Source organism: Streptomyces sp. NBC_00285 (assembly GCF_036174265.1).
In the GTDB taxonomy this organism is placed as follows: Bacteria; Actinomycetota; Actinomycetes; order Streptomycetales; family Streptomycetaceae; genus Streptomyces.
In genome coordinates, this window is sequence record NZ_CP108055.1 from 4,312,074 (window position 1) to 4,329,905 (window position 17,832).

Sequence of the window (17,832 nt, forward strand, 5' to 3'; positions counted from 1 at the left end):
ATGGAGTGGTGCCTGGCCGACGGTCGTCGGCTCGGTGGCGCACCCGGCCGAACATGCGGGTGGTGTTCGCCGGGCGGTCGTGCAGATTTATCACGGCCGTACCGTTGATCACCCGGGCGGAATGTGGCGCAGGACACAGGAAGAAGCGGACAAACGGCGTCCGGAAAACGCGAATGCCGTGAGCGCGGTGACGTGATCGTTATCCCGATTTGAGCGCTCTCTGAGCGAACACAAAACCGTCACATCTCACGGCATAAGGGTGGTCACGAGGGTCTCCTGGAGGCCGCCCAGCCAGAGGTACGCCATCACCATCGGCTTGCGCGGGTCCTCGTCCGGCAGTCGGTAGAGGAGGTCGGTGTCCTCCTCGTCGGTGATGTCGAGGCGGGAGCCGATCGCCAGGCGCAGGTCGTTGAGGGCGCCGAGCCACTTCTGGGACTCACCGGTGGACAGCTTGAGGACCGCCCCGCCGTCGCCGGCGGAGTGCAGCGCGTCCAGGGAGCGGATCACCACGAGGGCGCTTTCGCGCTTGCCGGTGCGCAGGTCGTTCTCGGTGTAGCGGCGGAACTCCGCGGAGTACTCCCGCTGTTCCTCGGCCTCCTTGGCCTGCGGGGCGCCCTCGGGGTCGCCGTAGGCGTCCGGGAACAGGCGCCGCAGCACGGGATCGGAGGGCGGCTCGGTGGGGCCGTCCGCGAAGAGCTCGGCGAGCGGGTCGTCGGAGGCGTCCTCGGCGGGCCCGGGCCCGATGAGCTCCAGGAGCTGGACGGCCAGCGACCGGATGATGGAGATCTCGACGTCGTCGAGGGCGACGGCCGCGCCGCCGCCGGGAAGCGGTTCGAAGTGTCCGGGCATCAGTGGATATCGCTACTTCCGGTCCTGCTGGAGGGTGGCCCACAGGCCGTATCCGTGCATGGCCTGCACATCGCGTTCCATCTCCTCGCGACTGCCGCTGGAGACGACCGCCCGGCCCTTGTGGTGGACGTCCATCATGAGCTTGGTGGCCTTGTCCTTCGTGTAGCCGAAGTACGTCTGGAAGACGTAGGTCACGTAGCTCATGAGGTTGACGGGGTCGTTGTGCACGATCGTGACCCAGGGGACGTCCGGCTCGGGTACGGCGAAGACCTCTTCCGCCGACTCGGTGCGTTCGATCTCTACGGGAGCGGGTGACGTCACACGGCCCATGCTGCCACGCACAGCACAAATCGTCACACTGACGCGAACGGGGGTAGCATGCCCCTCATGAACACAGCAGATCTTGGGCTGCCGGTGGACGTTCCCTCGACGGCGCTCTTCACGGACCAGTACGAGCTCACGATGCTTCAGGCCGCGCTGAAGGCGGGTACCGCCGAGCGGCACAGCGTGTTCGAGGTCTTCACCCGGCGGCTCCCGGAGGGGCGGCGCTACGGCGTCGTCGCGGGCACCGGCCGGGTGCTGGACGCGGTGGAGAACTTCCGTTTCGACGCGGACGTCCTCGCCTTCCTCCGCGAGCGGGGCATCGTCGACGAGGAGACCCTGGACTGGCTGGCCTCCTACCGCTTCCGCGGTGACATCTGGGGCTATCCGGAGGGCGAGGTGTACTTCCCGGGCTCGCCGATCATGCGGGTGGAGGGCTCCTTCGCCGAGTGCGTGCTCCTGGAGACCGTGATCCTGTCGATCCTCAACCACGACTCCGCGATAGCCGCGGCCGCCTCCCGGATGTCCTCGGCCGCGGGCGACCGGCCGCTGATCGAGATGGGCGCGCGCCGCACCCACGAGCTGTCCGCGGTGGCCGCCGCCCGCGCCGCCTACGTCGGCGGTTTCGCCACCACCTCCGACCTCGCCGCCGGCTTCCGCTACGGCATCCCCACGGTGGGCACCTCCGCCCACGCCTTCACCCTGCTGCACGACCAGGAGCGGGACGCCTTCCAGGCCCAGGTCGACTCGCTGGGCCGCAACACCACACTGCTCGTGGACACCTACGACGTCACCGAAGCCGTCCGTACGGCCGTGGAGGTCGCCGGGCCCGAGCTGGGGGCCGTGCGCATCGACTCCGGCGACCTGCTCCTCGTCGCGCACCGGGTGCGGCAGCAGCTGGACGAGCTGGGCGCGAAGAGGACGCGGATCATCGTCACCTCCGACCTCGACGAGTACGCCATCGCCTCGCTGGCCGTGGCCCCGGTGGACGCGTACGGCGTCGGCACCCAGCTGGTGACCGGGTCCGGGCATCCGACCGCCTCCATGGTCTACAAGCTGGTCGCGCGCGCCGAGTCCGACGACCCGAAGGCGCCGCTGATCCCGGTCGCGAAGAAGTCGTCCGGGGGCAAGACCTCGGTCGGCGGCCGCAAGTGGGCGGCACGGCGGCTGGACGCGGACGGGGTCGCGGAGGCCGAGGTGGTGGGCACGGGACCGGTTCCGCCCGCGCTCGCGGACCGGCAGCTGCTCGTCGAGCTGGTCAAGGGTGGCGAGGTCGTCGCACGGGAAGCGCTGGACGTCGTACGGGACCGGCATGCGGCCGCGCGGGCCAACCTGCCGTTGTCGGCAACCCAGTTGTCGCGCGGAGAGCCGGTCATTCCGACGGAGTACGCACAGGGGCGCCCGGGTAGCTAATGCGGGTGCGCCCTCCCGCAGTGCCGTCGAAGTCTCTAGGCTCGTAAGTTCACCCTCCCCCGGGTTCACAGGAGTCGGGGGACCGCCGTCGAAGGACACCACCATGCGCCGCGCCTTGATCGTCGTTGACGTGCAGAACGACTTCTGCGAAGGGGGCAGTCTCGCGGTGGCCGGGGGTGCCGATGTGGCCGCCGCCGTCACGGAGCTGATCGGGCAGGCGGCGGGCTCCGGCTACCAGCATGTGGTGGCCACCCGCGACCACCACATCGCGCCCGGCGGCCACTTCGCCGACAACCCGGACTTCGCGCACTCCTGGCCCGCGCACTGCGTCGCCGGTACGGAGGGAGTGGGGTTCCACCCGAACTTCGCGCCGGCCGTGGCCTCCGGGGCGGTCGACGCCGTGTTCGACAAGGGGGCCTACGCGGCCGCCTACAGCGGGTTCGAGGGCGCCGACGAGAACGGCGTGACGCTGGCCGACTGGCTGCGGGCGCGGAACGTGTCGGAGGTGGACGTGGTCGGGATCGCCACGGACCACTGCGTACGCGCCACGGCTCTGGACGCGGCGCGGGAGGGTTTCCGCACGCAGGTGCTGCTGGACCTGACCGCCGGGGTCGCCGAGGGAACGACCGAGCGGGCGCTGGAGGAACTGCGCGAGGCGGGCGTGGAACTGTCCGGGAAGCCGGTGGTCTAGGGGGCGGGTGGTCCAGGGCGGTGGTCCAGCCGTAGAGCCGCCGGAGACGCCTGACGGCGAGACCCGTGGACCGCGGCCGGCGGGCAACCCGTAGACCGCCGGTGTGGGCCGCTGGTCAGTGGTACGTGGTCGGCTCGGCCGGAGTGGGCCAGGGTGTTTCGGGTTTCGTGTGGAGGATGTCGCGGGCCTGGTCCGCGGCGCGGGCGATGCTCTCGGAGACGAAGTCGAGGAAGCGGGCCATGTTCTCCAGGCGGGTGGCGGCCGGGGTGCCCGAGCCGAGGACGCCGACGCCCTGGCGCGCGGTCTCGGCGACCTGGGCGGTGGACCGGGCGCTGGCCATCATCGACTCGTACATGACGTCGTTGTCGACGACGTAGAGATCCCGGCGGCGCTCGTCGCGATCCCGGCGGACCAGGTCCTGGCTTTCGAGGAACGCGACGGCTTTGGAGACGGACGCCGGGCTGACCCGAAGGCTCTGGACGAGTTCGGACGCGGTGAGGCTGCCCGCGTCGCTGAGGATGAGGCAGGCCATCACCCGGGCCGTCATCTTGGGCATGCCGGACTGCATGAAGACGGTGGTCATCGTCTCCTCGTACTCGCGCACGGCCTCGGCGTCACGGCCGTGGGCCTGCGGCGGCGCGTCCGTCCCCCGGGGCATGGACTGCCTGCGGCGGTGGGCGCGGCGTTCGGTGGCGCGGTGGGCGAGGTCGGCGCGGTAGGCGGTGGGGCCGCCGTTGCGCATGACCTCGCGCGTGATGGTCGAGGTCGGGCGGTCCAGGCGCCGGGCGATCTCGGCGTAGGCGAGGCCGTCCGCCAGTCCCAGCGCGATCTGCTGACGTGCCTGCTGGGTGAGCCTGCCTCCCGGCATCGCGGTCTCCTTACGTGGTGCGTGGGGTCTCCAGCATAGCGTTCACCTTCTGACTATTGCAACGAAATAACTCCTGACGTTGCGTTACCTTCTGGTTCGTTGCAATGAAATTGACCATCTGACCTGCATCGATGCCACTGGAATGCAACAAGCTTGTTGCCTGAACCGTGAACGCAACGTAGCTTTTCCCTCATCGGAAACAGCGACGAGCACAGGAGAGCATGATGCAGAAGTTCGACACCACCACCCCGGTCACCGCCGTCCTCGACCTCCCCGCCGGCCGTATCCAGGTCATCGCCGCCGACCGCACCGACACCACGGTCCAGGTGCTGCCCGTCGACCCCGGCAAGAGCCGCGACGTGCGGGCCGCGGAGCAGATCGCGGTCGCCTACGACGACGGCGTCCTCAGGGTCACCGCTCCGGCCCCGGCGAACCGGATCCTCGGCAACTCCGGATCCGTCGAGGTCACCGTCCAGGTCCCGTCCGGCTCGCATGTGGAGGCCACCACGGCCGCCGCCGGGTTCCGGGCCGTCGGACGCCTCGGCGACGTCGCCTTCAAGGGCGCACACGGCCCGGTCAAGATCGACGAGGCCGCCGGCATCGAGCTCACCGCCGCCGACAGCGACATCACGGTCGGCCGCCTGACCGGACCCGCCCGGATCACCACACAGAAGGGCGACATCCGCGTCACCGAGGCCGTACGCGGCGCGGTCGAACTGACCACGCAGATGGGCTCCATCTCGGTCGCCACCGCCCGGGGAACCTCCGCCACCCTCGACGCCGGCACCGGCTACGGCCGTATCGACAACACCCTCCGGAACAGCGACGGCCCCGCCGCCGACCTGCACATCCGCGCCACCACCACGCACGGCGACATCACCGCACGCAGCCTCTGACACCCACTTCTCAGGAGGAGCACCCCTCATGACCGACCTGGCCATCGCGGCGAACGGGCTGCGCAAGTCCTACGGCGACAGGACCGTCCTGGACGGCGTCGACCTGGCCGTCCCGGAAGGAACGATCTTCTCCCTGCTCGGCCCGAACGGTGCCGGCAAGACCACCGTCGTCAAGATCCTCTCCACCCTCGTCTCCGCCGACCGGGGCACCGGCGGCATCCACATCGGCGGCCACGACCTGGTCGCCGACCCGCAGGCCGTGCGTGCCGCGATCGGGGTCACCGGGCAGTTCTCCGCCGTGGACGGACTCATCACCGGCGAGGAGAACATGCTCCTCATGGCCGACCTGCACCACCTCTCCAAGCGCGAAGGCCGGAAGGTCACCGCCGAACTGCTGGAGCGGTTCGACCTCACCGAGGCGGCGAAGAAGCCCGCCTCCACCTACTCCGGGGGCATGAAGCGCCGCCTCGACATCGCCATGACCCTGGTGGGCAGCCCGCGGATCATCTTCCTCGACGAACCGACCACCGGCCTCGACCCGCGCTCCCGGCACACCATGTGGCAGATCATCCGGGAACTGGTCTCCGACGGCGTCACCGTCTTCCTCACCACCCAGTACCTGGACGAGGCCGACGAGCTCGCCGACCGGATCGCCGTGCTCCACAACGGGCGGATCGCCGCCGAGGGCACCGCGGAGGAGCTGAAGCGGCTCGTCCCCGGCGGCCACGTGAGGCTCCGTTTCACCGATCCGGACGACTACCGGGGCGCCGCCGCCGCGCTCGGTGACGTCGCCCGGGACGACGAGTCGCTGTCGTTGCGAATCCCCGGCGACGGCACCCAGCGCGAGCTGCGCGCCCTCCTCGACCGCCTCGACGCGGCCGGCGTCGAGGCCGACGAGCTGACCGTGCACACCCCCGACCTCGACGACGTGTTCTTCGCCCTCACGGGCAGCGCCGACGTCCCCGACCCGAGCAAGGAGACCGTCCGATGAGCTCCCCCCTGACTCCCGCCCGCCCGACCCGGATCTCCCTCGCCGTACGCGATTCGTCGACGATGCTGCGCCGCAACCTCCTGCACGCCCGGCGCTACCCCTCCCTGACGCTGAACCTGCTGCTCACGCCGGTCATGCTGTTGCTGCTCTTCGTCTACGTCTTCGGCGACACCATGAGCGCCGGGATCGGGGGCGGCGGCGCCGACCGCTCGGCGTACGTCGCGTATCTGGTCCCGGGGCTCCTGCTGATGACCATCGGCTCGACCACCATCGGGACGGCGGTGTCCGTCTCCACCGACATGTCCGAGGGCATCATCGCCCGCTTCCGGACGATGGCGATCCACCGCGGTTCGGTGCTCGTCGGGCACGTCGTCGGCAGTGTCCTCCAGTCGGTCGTGAGCGTGGTCCTGGTGGGGGCCGTCGGCGTCGCCATCGGTTTCCGCTCCACCGACGCCACCGCCCTGGAGTGGCTCGCGGCGTTCGGCCTGCTGGTGCTCTTCGCCACCGCGCTCACCTGGATCGCGGTCGGAATGGGGCTGGTCAGCCCCAATGCCGAGGCTGCGAGCAACAACGCCATGCCGCTGATCTTCCTGCCGCTCATCTCCAGTACGTTCGTCCCGGTCGACGCGATGCCGGGCTGGTTCCAGCCGATCGCGGAGTACCAGCCCTTCACGCCGGCCATCGAGACCCTGCGCGGTCTGCTGCTCGGCACCGAGATCGGCAACAACGGCTGGCTCGCCGTCGCCTGGTGCCTGGGCCTCGCGGTGCTCGGGTACCGCTGGTCGGCGTCGAGGTTCGACCAGGATCCGAAGTAGCCGCCGTGACAGCGCGGGCCGGCTCCCGCACCCCGTCCCACCGCAGGGCGGCGTACACCGACACCTCGTCGGAGTGCGCCGCCCTGTCCGGCTGGGCCGGGTGCCGTCTACGCCGGGGCCGTCGGGCGCCTCAGCAGGCTCCTGATCGGGTGCCACAGCTCCTGGGCCAGCTCGGGACCGCTCACGACAGCGTTGTCGGGGGCCGTACGCCATATCAGGCCGTCCGGGTGGTGCAGTACGGCGGTGATCTCGTCCGGGCTCGGCGGCTCGGCGTTGCCCCGCAGGTACACCGCGCGCAGGCCCAGGTTGCGCAGCCTGGTCAGGGCGCGCGCCCGGTTGTGGGAGTGCACGAGCACCCGCACGCTGCCGCAGCCGTCGGTGGGCGGGCGGGGCAGGTTCAGTGCCACCACCACCATGCCGTTCGGCAGCTTGCAGAAACCTCCTGCGGCCATGCAGTCACACCCCCGTGGGCGTCGGTGTCAATAAGAAAGCCATAGGACGCACCTAAACACGATCGGCGGCAACCCGCCAGGGGTTGCCGCCGATACGCTTTTGACCTGCGTTTTTACTTCTTCTTGGCCGAAGGTCCGACCTGGAGCGTGACTGTCTGGCCGTTCAGCGGCTCCTTGACGATCACGATCCGGGTGTTGGTGTCAGTGATCTTGACACCGGCGAGCGGGTTCGACGTGTCGTAGTACGTCGACCGCCGGTCGTCGAAGACCGGGACGCCCGGCTGCGACTTGATCTTCTTCGCGACGTCGGCGTTGTGGAGCGTGATCGCGTCCGTCGGGTACCAGCTGAAGGTGGAGTCGTAGGCCTGGATGCGGTTGCGCATCAGCGTGCCGTCGGACCACTTCAGCGCGGTCGGGTGGGAGTCGATCGGCAGGATCAGGCCCTCGCCCGGGTGCTGGCTGGTGTTGTCGTCGGCCTGGGAGGTGTCCCACTTCCAGATCAACAGGCCGTTCTGGTAGGCGTAGTGCTCCACCCAGTCCGGACGGGTCGTCGAGAAGCCGTAGTTGTAGGGGCCGACCTTCAACACCTTGTCGTAGGACACGTACTGGCGGTTCTCGGCGAGGTAGTACTGCGCGTAGTTGTCCGTGATGGACGCGCCGATGCGGGAGAAGCCGGTCGCGGTCCAAGCGGCGTCCGCTGTCTCGGCGTTGTCGGAGAACAGGGTCGCGCCGTCGGCGGTCACCGTGATCTCGTCGGCCGTGAAGCCCTTCTGGGCCACGCCGCCGTCGGTGGCGTAGCGGAAGCGGAGCTGGATCTTCTGGCCCGCGTAGGCGTTCAGCGGGAAGGTCAGCTTCTGGTAGGCGTCCACCGTGCCGGTGAGGGCGGGCTTGCCGCTGCCGTCCTTCGGGATGGCGGTGCCGTCGGCCAGAGTGCCGTCGATCGGCGTCCAGTTGGAGCCGTCGGTGGAGACCTCGGTGTAGAGGTAGTCGTAGTCCTGCTCGGTGTCCCACCAGCCGTCGAGGGTCAGTGCCGCCGACGCCTTGCCGGTCAGGTCGACCGAACGGCTCAGGGTGTTGCGCAGGTCGTTGCCGCTGCCGCTCCACCACTGGGTCGTGCCCTGGGCCGGGGTGACCACCGGGGTGGTGACCGTCTTCTGGGGCAGCTGGACCACGAGGGCCTGCGCGTTCTTGGTGTTGTACTCCGCGACGCCCAGCTTGTGGTTGGAGCGCTTGCCCGCGTTGGCCACGTCGTAGTCGAGCCAGCCCAGTTGGAGCTTGTCCCAGGCGTTCATGTCGCCCGGCAGGTCGCCGATCGACTGCTTGCCGGTGCCGAGCCAGGAGCCGGAGGACATCAACGTCCAGAAGCCGGTGGAGTTCTCGCCGCCGCCGGAGGTGTCGTACTCGTCGGGCAGGCCGAGGTCGTGGCCGTACTCGTGGGCGAAGACGCCCAGGCCGCCGTTCTCCGGCTGGATGGTGTAGTCGCCGACCCAGATGCCGGTGTCGCCGATCTGGGTGCCGCCGAGCTTGTTGGCGGAGGGGCCGGTGGAGCCGGCGTCGGTGCCGAAGGCGTACCAACGGTGCGCCCAGATGGCGTCCTCGCCCTGCGCGCCGCCGCCCGCGGACTCGTCCTCGCCGGCGTGCACGATCTGGAAGTGGTCGATGTAGCCGTCGGGCTCGTTGAAGTTGCCGTCGCCGTCGAAGTCGTAGCGGTCCCACTGGTCGAACTGGGCCAGTTCCGCGCTGATTTCGGCGGCCGTGTCGCCGGCGGCCTCGCGGTCGGCGACCCAGGCGTTGACGCCGTCCTGGACCGCGTACCAGGCGCCGGTCGTGGCGTCGTTGGAACCGTAACGGGCCTCGTTGTACGGGACCTTGACCCAGTCGGTGACCTCGCCCTCGACCGAGTACCGGCCCGAGGACTGCTTCTCGTAGTACTTCTTCAGCGACTCGCTCTTCTTGCCGGTGCCGAAGTACAGGTCCTGGAAGTGCGACTGGTTGTAGTCCGCCTGCCAGGCCGTGCTGTTGTCCTTGGTGCGGTCGGGCTGGGCTATCCGGTTGTGCAGCGGGCCGACCGTGCCGCCGTAGCGGGGGTCGACCTGGTCGCCGAACTCGACCAGGATGGTGAAGATCTTGTCGGTCTTCTCGCGGCCGAGTTCGACGTACTTGCTGTCGCCCTTGCGGCTCTTGAGCTGGACCACTTTGGAGCCGTCACGGTTCTTCACCGTGGCGGCGCCGGATATGACCTGGTCGAGCGCCTCCTGGCGCTGCGCCTGCCGGGTCTTGGTCAGCGGGCCGTCGAAGTCGTGCTCCCTGGCCTTCGCCGGCTGCGGGTCCTGCCGGTCGACGGCGGAGGTCTCCGCGAACTTGTCGTCCGCGGCCTGCGCCACGGCGAACGTCGAGAACGTGACGGAAGCCGCCGCGAGGGCGACCACCGTCGCTGCCGTTCTGAACGTCCAGGATCGTTCTGTCACTTGAGCCACTCCCTTTAGTCAAGTGATCCGTATTTGACTAAAGGTTGGGAAGAAAAGACAGACCTTGACTTGGACGCGTCAATTGCATTATACGGAGCCGGTGTTCGCATTACGGACGTGTGACCGCGCCACGACAGGCGCGCACAGAGGTCCACTTGGTGGACGCCATGACTCCGTGCGCCCCCTGTGCTCCGGCACTGTTGGTTAGGTCACGCTTACCGCTCGTTCCAGTCGGGCACACAGCCGATTAGAGTCGGTTGGCGGAACGCCCGGGTGTCGGCGGAAAGCCAGGACGACACCCCCCGTGGACCCCCAATTCCGAGGACACGATTGCCATGCCTCGTCCGACCGCCGCACAGCTCGTCTACGGCTCGATCACCGTCATCTTCTCGGCGCTCGCCATGCTGCTGCTGTCACAGACGAGTTCGACCGTGGGGACCGCGGTTGTCGCCGTCTCGGCGCTCGCCCTCGGCCTGCTGGTCGCCATGACGGTGCCACAGCCCAAGTCCCGCGTGGTGGCCCTGCGCAAGCCCGTGCAGCACATGGCGGAAGAGCCCGTGCCTGCCGTGGCCACGAGCTCCAAGACCGCCGCTTGAACACTGCGTTCACCGCACCGCGCGCTCCGGCTCGCCCCCAGGCTTCATCGGGGCGGTCCGGGCGCGCGGTCGCGTTGTCCCTGCCTCTGCCGCCTCGCCGGCCGGGTGCTCCCGGCGGCGACGGCCCGAACCGTCCGGGTCAGTCGGTGCTGACCACGACCGTCTTCGCCGCCTTGTCGTGCAGGCCCTGCTTGTAGGGCTTGTCGAAGTAGCTCCAGCCGCCCGAGATCGCCGTCCAGATGCAGGCGCAGCAGAACGCGAACGGGATCCACAGCACCGCCGAGCGGATCAGCGTGGTCTGCACGGAGGGCGTGGAGCCGTTGTCGAGGTTCGCCACCCGCATGCCGAGCCACTTCTTGCCGAGCGTCTGCCCGGACCGGGAGATCATGACGGTGTCGTAGCCGATGTAGAGCACCGCCGCGAGGAGCGACTGCGCGAGCGACTTGCCGTACTCCACGTTGTCGCTGTTGACGTCGTACTCGCTCACCCCGAGGCCCCAAGTGATCAGCCAGACGACGACGGCCACCAGGATCAGGTCGATGATGCGCGCCAGCGTGCGCCGGCCACTGGAGGCCAGGGGCGGCATGCCGGACAGCGGGTCGGAGGGGTAGGAGCCGCCGCCGTACGGGTCGCCGCCCTGGGGTCCGCCGCCGTAGGGCGGCGGCGGAGGCGGAGGCGGCGGCGTGCTGTACGGCGATCCCGAGCCCTCGGCAGGCGGGGGCTGCTTCCTGAACTTGTCGTCATCCGGCGGCTGCTGGCCGGAGCCGGGAGGCGGTTCGCTGCTCATGGCCCGAGTCGACCGCGAACCTCCCGGCTCCGCATCCGGCGGGCGGCCGTCCGGAGTACCGAATCGTGTACGCCCTTCGCCGTACCCGCTCAGCCGGCCACGAACGTATGGGCCGCCTTGTCGTGCCAGCACTGGCGCCAGGGCCGGTCGAACAGGCACCACGCGACGCCCACGAGACCGATGCCGAGCAGGCCCGGGACGCTGTAGACGAGCCAGCGGCGCAGGGCACCGCCGAACGACGGGGGCTCGTGGCCCTCGATGTCCCGCACGTCCAGACCGAACAGCTTCTTGCCGAGGGTGCGGCCCCACTTGGCGGTGGGCAGCGCCTCGTACAGGACTCCGGCGACGAGGAGGACCGCGACCACGATGCCCAGGTACACCGAGGTGGTGCCGTCCAGCAGCCAGACCGTCACGGTCTCGCCGGACAGCTTGGCCGCGTCGACCTTCTCGCTCACATGGTCGGCCGCCTTGGCGCCGAGGGGTACGGCCGCCACGGCGGTCACGGCGCCGACGACGAGGGTGTCGAGGAGCCGCGCGGCCAGGCGCTTGCCGAGGCCCGCGGGTCTCGCCGAGGCCTGGCGGCGGGCGGCCGCCTGGAAGATGTCCTCGACCGGCGGCTTCCAGGGAGCCGGCTGCTCCTCGTCGGGCCCGGCGAGCCGGTGCACCTGCTGCGCCCATGAGGGCTGACCGCCACCGTGACCGGCGCTCATGGGGGCGCTCATGGGGTTGGCGGCGGGCTGGGCTCCGGCCGCCTGGTGGGGGCCGTTGTGCTGCGCCTGCTGGGGCAGGCCCGGAGAGGCCGTCTGCGGACCCGCGGCGGGGGCGGAGGCGGGGCCCTGCGGGCCTGGAGCACCGGCGCCCGCGGCCCGCTCGGCCGCGGCCTTGCCTGCACCGAAGCCGGGGCTCTGGGGGCCGGCGGGGGGCTGGGCGGTGGGGCCGGCATACGCGGGACCGGGCGTGCTCCCGCTCTGCGCCCCGGGACCCGCGTTCTGCTGCGCCGTGCGCGGGGAGAGCGCACGGAAGGTCATGGTGCCGTCGTCGTCGCCCGAGTCGGCGGGACCGGGGACGCGGGGAGCGCCGGGACCGTTGCCGCCGGTCCGCTGCGCGGCTCCCGCTGCCGCCCCGGACCCTGCCGTGGGCCTGCGGAAGACACGGGTGCCGCCGTCCTCGTCGGGCTCGGCGGGCGGGATGGTCGCCGAGCCGTCGGTACGGGCGGCGTGGCCGTCCGGCTGGGCCGGGGCGGAGACCTCGGCACCGCGACCGGCACCGGCCACCCTCGGATCGGCACCCTGCGGCCCACCGTGCCGGGCACCATGGGGCCCACCCTGCTGGGAACCCTGCTGCGGCACGCCGTGCTGGGCACCCTGCGGCCCACTCTGCTGCGGCACGCCCTGCTGGACGCCCTGAGGCGCCCCGCCCTGCTCAGCCTGCGCGGCGCCCTGCGGGGACCCCCACGACACCCGGCGGTCCTGATCGCCGCCGAAGCCCGCCTGGTGGGCCCGGTCCGCGGACCACGCGGACGCGGGTTCGGGGCGGCTGCCGTGCAGGGCGTCGGCGGCGGGCCCGCCGGCCGGGTCCTCGTCGAAGAAGTGCGGGCCCGTCTCCTCGACCCGGGCCGGGGCCGCAGCGGGCGCGGAGCCCTCGCCCGCGGGTGCGGCGAGCGGTTCGCCGGCCGCCGGGGCGGGGCGGCTGGTGCCCGGCACCCAGGAGCCACCGTTCCAGTAACGGACATATCCAGGAATGGACGGGTCCGGGTAATAGCCCTCGCGGGGCCTGTCGTCACCGGGTGCCGGGGTTGGGGCGCTCATGTCCGTCGTCCCGTATCTGCTCGGGGGTCAATAGAGGGGGCTCCACATCTATCAGACCGGCGCAAGACCCACCGCCAGTCCCACCGGACCCACCCCTTTTGAGCACGACCGTGATACCGGCCGCGAGACCGGTCGTGGTGCCGACCTTGGGACCGGCGAAAAAAAGTTCGCCGAACCCGCGTAATGATTCCGGCCCCTCCCCCCTCTCCACTCGTACGGGCCCGCCACAGGACCCGTACGAGAGCCGAGAGAGGAACGAACGACATGCACCACACCGTGGTTGAGCGCGAACTGGAGCTCAAACTCATCCTGTCGCCCGAACGCAGCATTCCGGTCCCGGCCCGGCTGGCCTACCGCAGCGACGACCCCTTCGCCGTCCACGTCACCTTCCACGTCGGCTCGGACCACCCCGTGCACTGGACCTTCGCCCGCGAACTCCTCGTGGAGGGGGTGTTCCGTCCGTGCGGGCACGGGGACGTGCGGGTGTGGCCGACGAAGTCCGCAGGCCGCAGCGTCGTGCTGATGGCGCTGAGCTCGCCCGGCGGCGACGCCCTTCTGGAGGCCCCCGCCGCGCAGGTGTCGGCCTGGCTGGAGCGCACGCTGAGGGTGGTCCCCCCGGGCTCTGAGGGCGCGCAGCTCGGCATTGACGACGGCCTCGCCGAGCTGCTGGCACCCTCCCCCACTTTCGGCTCCGCTCAAGCGGGGGGATCCCCATCGGCCGACGACCTCTGGCTGCGCGACCCGTGGCCGAGCGACGAGCTGACGGACGGTGAATGAGACGGGGTGCGTCAGAAGAGCTTGCCGGGGTTGAGGATGCCCAGCGGATCGAAGACCCCCTTCACCGCGCGCTGCATCTCCACCCCCACCGGGCCGATCTCGCGCGCCAGCCACTCCTTCTTCAGTACGCCCACCCCGTGCTCGCCGGTGATCGTGCCGCCGAGCTCCAGGCCGAGGGCCATGATCTCGTCGAAGGACTCGCGGGCACGCCGGGACTCCTCGGGGTCGGCCGCGTCGAAGCAGACCGTGGGGTGGGTGTTGCCGTCGCCCGCGTGGGCGACGACACCGATGGTGAGCTGGTACTTCTCGCCGATCCGCTCGGTGCCTTCGAGCATCTCGGCGAGCCGGGAACGGGGCACGCACACGTCGTCGATCATCGTGGTGCCCTTGACGGCTTCGAGGGCGGTGAGGGACAGCCTGCGGGCCTGGAGCAGGAGTTCGGACTCGGCGGCGTCGTCGGCCGGGACCACCTGCGTCGCGCCCGCCGCCTCGCACAGCGCGCCGACGGCCGCGAGGTCGGCCGCCGGGTCCGTGGTGTCGAAGGCCGCGAGGAGCAGGGCCTCGGTGCTCTCCGGGAGCCCCATGTGCGCCAGGTCGTTGACGGCCTTGACCGTCGTACGGTCCATCAATTCGAGGAGGGACGGCACGTGCCCGCCCGCCATGATCCGGCACACCGCGTCGCAGGCGGCGGCCCCGGACGCGAACTCGGCGGCCAGCACCAGCTGTGCGGGCGGCTGCGGCCGCAGGGCCAGGGTCGCCCGTACGACGATCCCGAGCGAGCCCTCGGAGCCGACGAACAGGCGGGTCATGTCGTATCCGGCGACACCCTTGGCGGTACGGCGGCCCGTGGACATGAGCCGTCCGTCGGCGAGGACGACGTCGAGGCCGAGGACGTACTCCGCCGTCACGCCGTACTTCACACAGCACAGCCCGCCGGAGGCGGTGCCGATGTTGCCGCCGATCGTGCACATCTCCCAGCTGGAGGGGTCCGGCGGGTAGTAGAGGCCGAGCTCGTTCACCGCGCGGGAGAGCGTCGCGTTGACGACGCCCGGTTCGACGACGGCGATGCGGTCGACCGGGTTGATCTCCAGGATCCGGTCCATCCTCGTCAGGGACAGCACGATGCAGCCGTCGGAGGCGTTGGCCGCGCCCGACAGGCCCGTGCGGGCGCCCTGCGGGACGACCGGGACGCGCAGTTCGGTGGCGATGCGCATGACGTGCTGGACCTGCTCGACCGTGCGCGGCAGGACGACCACGGCGGGGGTGCCGGACGGGCAGAAGCTCGCCATGTCGTTGGCGTAGGAGGCCGTGACGTCCGGGTCGACGAGGACAGCCTCGGCGGGCAGACCGCCCAGCAGACGGTCGACGAGGTTGCCGGTCACCTCGTCGCGGGGCGCTTCGATACGGCTCATGATCACAGCGTCGCACCGGGGGCCATCGGTGTGAACCCCGTCTGCGGCAGCTGCCGCGCACCGGGGTGTGGTCGTCGTATTGACGCACAGTGAGCGCCATGGAGAACCAAGCCACGCAGAACCCGCCGCAGGAGCGGCGCGTCCGGCTGTACGGGCGGCTGGTGACGGCCGCGGTCGCGGGGTGCGCCGCGCTCGGTACGGTGCTGATGCTGCTGCCTTCGGACCGTACGGCGACCCGCGCACCCGCCCCGGCCCCGGGCGCCCAGGCGCTGACGGCGGTCGCCGCCGGGGTGCCGGCCGCGCTGCCCGATCTGGCGGTGCTGATCGGTGAGCGGGAGAGCCATCTGCGCAGGCATCCGCAGGACGCCGAGTCGTGGGCGGTGCTCGGGACGGCGTATGTCGAGCAGGGGCGGCGCACGGCCGACACGGCGTTCTATCCGCGGGCCGACACGGCGCTGCGGACGTCCCTGAAGGTACGCGGCAGCGCGCAGGCCCTCGGTTCTCTGGCCGCCCTCGCGAACGCGCGCCGGGACTTCCGGGCCGCACGGGCCTGGGGTGAGGCCGCGCGGAAGCTGGAGCCGAGGCGGTGGACGACGTATCCACAGCTGATCGACGCGTACACGGGGCTCGGCGACTACAAGGCGGCCGACAGGGCGCTGGAGAAGCTGACGGAGCTGGGCTCGGGTCCTGCGGTGATGGCCCGGACGGCCGCCGTGTACCGGGACCGCGGACGGCGCGAGGACGCGGCGGCCCAGCTCGCGGACGCGGCGGCGCGGGCGCAGGCACCGGCGGAGCGGGCGGCCTGTCTGGAGCGGGCCGGGGAGCTCGCCTGGGAGCGCGGTGACCTCGAGGACGCGCTGCGGCACTTCCAGGAGGCGGTCCGCGTCGACCCCGACCAGCGGGCCGCGCAGGCCGGACAGGGCCGGGTACTGGCGGCGCTGGGCCGCACCACGGAGGCCCTGAACGCCTACCGGATGGCTCTCGCGAAGCAGCCGCTGCCCCAATACGCCCTGGAGCTGGGCGAGTTGTACGAGTCTCTGGGGCTGGGGCAGGCGGCCCGGGTGCAGTACGACCTGCTGCGGGACCGGGTGCGGGCCGCGGCACGCTCCGGGGCCGACGAGGAGCTGGTCCTCGGGCGGTTCGAGGCGGACCACGGGGACCCCGTGGCTGCCGTACGGCGGCTGCGGGCCGAGTGGCGACGGCAGCCGGGGATCGAGGTGGCGGACGCCCTGGGGTGGGCGCTGCACCGGGCGGGCGGGGACGGGGAGGCTCTGGGATACGCCCGGATCGCGACGGACAGGGTGCACGGCGGCAGGGTGCGCAGCGCGCCGTACGCGTATCACCTGGGCATGATCGAGAAGGAGTTGGAGCAGTACGCCCCCGCGCGCCGGCATCTTCAGGAGGCGCTGCGGATCAACCCGTACTTCTCGCCCTCGGGGGTGCGCGCGGCGCGGGAGGCGTTGGCGGTGCTGGGGGACGTGCCGGACACGGGGCTGCCGGTGACGGACGCGATGGACGCGAAGGCGGTCACACCGCGGCCGTACCGATGAGGGCGTTCCTCGTCACCAGCGCCGCCAGCTCCTCCTCCCCCAGTCCTTCGGTGCCCTGCGGTCTGCGGGGCAGGACCAGGTAGCGGGTCTCCGCGCTGGAGTCCCAGACCGTGATGTCCACGGATTCGGGGAGGGTGAGCCCGAACTCCCGCAGTACCTCGCGGGGTTCGCGGACCACGCGGGAGCGGTAGGCCTCGGACTTGTACCAACTGGGGGACGGGCCGAGGAGGCGGAGCGGATAGCAGGAGCAGAGGGTGCAGACGACGACGTTGTGGCGGGTCTCGGTGTTCTCGACGACCCGCAGGCGCTGGAACGAGCCCTCCATGTAACCGAGTTCGCGGACCGCCGCCGTGCCGTCGCTCAGCAGGCGGGACCTGAAGCCGGCGTCGGTCCAGGCGCGTGCGACGACCCGCGTCCCGTTCGCCGGCGAGGACTCCGCGAGGAACGCGTCGATCGCCTCGTCCAGCCGCTCGCCGGTGACCAGCCCCTTCTCCTCCAGGAGGGTCTCCAGTCGCCGCACCCGCCGGGCGGTCGTCGCGTCGGTGTGGTGGTCACCGCTCATCGGGACGGTCCTCCTCCAGGTAGCTCTCCCACAGGTCCAGTACGACGTGGTGGTCGCCCTCGCCCCAGAGGTCACGGGCCTCGAAGCGGACCGCGTAGATCTGCTCGACGGGTGCGTCGCCCCGGCCCTGCGCGCTGACGTCGGCCAGTTCGTCCGGGCCCTCCGGCTCGACGACGACGCCCCGCTTGCCGCGCGCGTACCTCGGCAGGCGGGTGTGGTGCGGCGGGTCGTGGCGGAAGGTGCGGACGCGGGTGCCGGGCGGGAAGCGGTCGGGGGGCGCGTCAGTCATCGAGCTCACCCGGTTCGATCACGCCTTTGCGCTCCAGGAGCGAGCAGATCGCCAGGAACCAGCGCTCGTAGTACGAGGCCGCCAGGTACTCCGCCGGCGGCATCGACTCGATCGTGTCCCGGAACTCGTTCGTGTTGAAGATCCCCTGTGCGCGCAGGGTGTTGTAGAGCCCGACCACCCGGGCCTCCCAGTCCGCGTGGAACGGCTCGGTGTCGTCGGTGGTGTCGATCGCCCCGAAGCCCTGGGTGCCGCCCACGTCGTTGATCCTGGCCATGGGGTCAGCCTAG

The 17,832-nt window shown here is 70.9% G+C and carries 19 protein-coding genes; 8 read left to right on the plus strand and 11 right to left on the minus strand.

Annotated features, from left to right (window positions below; all coding sequences use genetic code 11):
• Nucleotides 1–246: 246 nt before the first annotated feature.
• Nucleotides 247–849: a DUF2017 domain-containing protein gene (locus OHT57_RS19940; protein WP_328747811.1), complete on the minus strand. Its 603-nt coding sequence runs from the start codon at nucleotides 847–849 to the stop codon at nucleotides 247–249.
• Between the two features lie 12 nt (nucleotides 850–861).
• Nucleotides 862–1,179, minus strand: a complete 318-nt coding sequence (gene clpS, locus OHT57_RS19945) for an ATP-dependent Clp protease adapter ClpS (protein ID WP_030603862.1) — start codon at nucleotides 1,177–1,179, stop codon at nucleotides 862–864.
• Between the two features lie 57 nt (nucleotides 1,180–1,236).
• Here clpS and OHT57_RS19950 point away from each other — a divergent pair, with 57 nt between their 5' ends.
• Nucleotides 1,237–2,583, plus strand: coding sequence for a nicotinate phosphoribosyltransferase (locus OHT57_RS19950; RefSeq protein WP_328747812.1), 1,347 nt, complete (start codon nucleotides 1,237–1,239; stop codon nucleotides 2,581–2,583).
• A 103-nt stretch (nucleotides 2,584–2,686) separates the two neighbouring features.
• On the plus strand, nucleotides 2,687–3,274 hold the full coding sequence (locus tag OHT57_RS19955) for an isochorismatase family protein (RefSeq protein ID WP_328747813.1): 588 nt from the start codon (nucleotides 2,687–2,689) through the stop codon (nucleotides 3,272–3,274).
• 115 nt (nucleotides 3,275–3,389) lie between these two features.
• Here OHT57_RS19955 and OHT57_RS19960 read toward each other — a convergent pair whose 3' ends face one another.
• Nucleotides 3,390–4,142, minus strand: coding sequence for a helix-turn-helix domain-containing protein (locus OHT57_RS19960; RefSeq protein ID WP_328747815.1), 753 nt, complete (start codon nucleotides 4,140–4,142; stop codon nucleotides 3,390–3,392).
• A gap of 224 nt (nucleotides 4,143–4,366) precedes the next feature.
• Between OHT57_RS19960 and OHT57_RS19965 the strand changes: the two genes are divergently transcribed.
• From OHT57_RS19965 to OHT57_RS19975, 3 genes are read left to right on the plus strand one after another with little or no spacing between them, the layout of a single operon-like run.
• On the plus strand, nucleotides 4,367–5,038 hold the full coding sequence (locus OHT57_RS19965) for a DUF4097 family beta strand repeat-containing protein (protein ID WP_328747816.1): 672 nt from the start codon (nucleotides 4,367–4,369) through the stop codon (nucleotides 5,036–5,038).
• A 28-nt stretch (nucleotides 5,039–5,066) separates the two neighbouring features.
• A complete protein-coding gene (locus tag OHT57_RS19970) occupies nucleotides 5,067–6,029 on the plus strand; it encodes an ATP-binding cassette domain-containing protein (RefSeq protein ID WP_328747817.1) in 963 nt (320 codons plus the stop codon).
• Complete coding sequence (locus OHT57_RS19975) at nucleotides 6,026–6,844, plus strand: ABC transporter permease (protein ID WP_328747818.1); 819 nt, start codon at nucleotides 6,026–6,028, stop codon at nucleotides 6,842–6,844. Before OHT57_RS19970 ends, OHT57_RS19975 begins: the two co-directional genes overlap by 4 nt.
• 107 nt (nucleotides 6,845–6,951) lie before the next feature.
• Here OHT57_RS19975 and OHT57_RS19980 read toward each other — a convergent pair whose 3' ends face one another.
• A complete protein-coding gene (locus OHT57_RS19980; protein WP_328747819.1) occupies nucleotides 6,952–7,296 on the minus strand; it encodes a hypothetical protein in 345 nt (114 codons plus the stop codon).
• A gap of 113 nt (nucleotides 7,297–7,409) precedes the next feature.
• Nucleotides 7,410–9,764, minus strand: a complete 2,355-nt coding sequence (locus tag OHT57_RS19985) for an immune inhibitor A domain-containing protein (RefSeq protein ID WP_328747820.1) — start codon at nucleotides 9,762–9,764, stop codon at nucleotides 7,410–7,412.
• Between the two features lie 335 nt (nucleotides 9,765–10,099).
• Here OHT57_RS19985 and OHT57_RS19990 point away from each other — a divergent pair, with 335 nt between their 5' ends.
• Nucleotides 10,100–10,360: a hypothetical protein gene (locus OHT57_RS19990; protein WP_328747821.1), complete on the plus strand. Its 261-nt coding sequence runs from the start codon at nucleotides 10,100–10,102 to the stop codon at nucleotides 10,358–10,360.
• 139 nt (nucleotides 10,361–10,499) lie between these two features.
• On the opposite strand, the gene OHT57_RS19995 is transcribed toward OHT57_RS19990, so the two are convergent.
• Complete coding sequence (locus tag OHT57_RS19995; RefSeq protein ID WP_328747822.1) at nucleotides 10,500–11,147, minus strand: RDD family protein; 648 nt, start codon at nucleotides 11,145–11,147, stop codon at nucleotides 10,500–10,502.
• Between the two features lie 89 nt (nucleotides 11,148–11,236).
• A complete protein-coding gene (locus OHT57_RS20000) occupies nucleotides 11,237–12,955 on the minus strand; it encodes an RDD family protein (RefSeq protein ID WP_328747823.1) in 1,719 nt (572 codons plus the stop codon).
• A gap of 264 nt (nucleotides 12,956–13,219) precedes the next feature.
• Between OHT57_RS20000 and OHT57_RS20005 the strand changes: the two genes are divergently transcribed.
• Nucleotides 13,220–13,732 (plus strand): SsgA family sporulation/cell division regulator, encoded by a 513-nt coding sequence (locus OHT57_RS20005; protein ID WP_328747824.1) that lies wholly within the window; start codon nucleotides 13,220–13,222, stop codon nucleotides 13,730–13,732.
• A gap of 11 nt (nucleotides 13,733–13,743) precedes the next feature.
• Here the strand turns inward: OHT57_RS20005 and OHT57_RS20010 are convergent, their stop codons facing one another.
• Nucleotides 13,744–15,150 (minus strand): FAD-binding oxidoreductase, encoded by a 1,407-nt coding sequence (locus OHT57_RS20010; RefSeq protein ID WP_328747825.1) that lies wholly within the window; start codon nucleotides 15,148–15,150, stop codon nucleotides 13,744–13,746.
• Nucleotides 15,151–15,242: 92 nt separating this feature from the next.
• Here OHT57_RS20010 and OHT57_RS20015 point away from each other — a divergent pair, with 92 nt between their 5' ends.
• Nucleotides 15,243–16,694: a tetratricopeptide repeat protein gene (locus OHT57_RS20015; RefSeq protein ID WP_328747826.1), complete on the plus strand. Its 1,452-nt coding sequence runs from the start codon at nucleotides 15,243–15,245 to the stop codon at nucleotides 16,692–16,694.
• On the opposite strand, the gene nthA is transcribed toward OHT57_RS20015, so the two are convergent.
• From nthA to OHT57_RS20030, 3 genes are read right to left on the minus strand one after another with little or no spacing between them, the layout of a single operon-like run.
• Nucleotides 16,672–17,256 (minus strand): nitrile hydratase subunit alpha, encoded by a 585-nt coding sequence (gene nthA, locus OHT57_RS20020; RefSeq protein ID WP_328747827.1) that lies wholly within the window; start codon nucleotides 17,254–17,256, stop codon nucleotides 16,672–16,674. The two genes, OHT57_RS20015 and nthA, sit on opposite strands and share 23 nt — an antisense overlap.
• A complete protein-coding gene (locus tag OHT57_RS20025) occupies nucleotides 17,246–17,545 on the minus strand; it encodes an SH3-like domain-containing protein (RefSeq protein ID WP_328747828.1) in 300 nt (99 codons plus the stop codon). The genes nthA and OHT57_RS20025 overlap by 11 nt, the downstream gene beginning before the upstream one ends.
• Nucleotides 17,538–17,819, minus strand: a complete 282-nt coding sequence (locus OHT57_RS20030; RefSeq protein ID WP_328747829.1) for a hypothetical protein — start codon at nucleotides 17,817–17,819, stop codon at nucleotides 17,538–17,540. The genes OHT57_RS20025 and OHT57_RS20030 overlap by 8 nt, the downstream gene beginning before the upstream one ends.
• Between the last annotated feature and the right edge of the window lie 13 nt (nucleotides 17,820–17,832).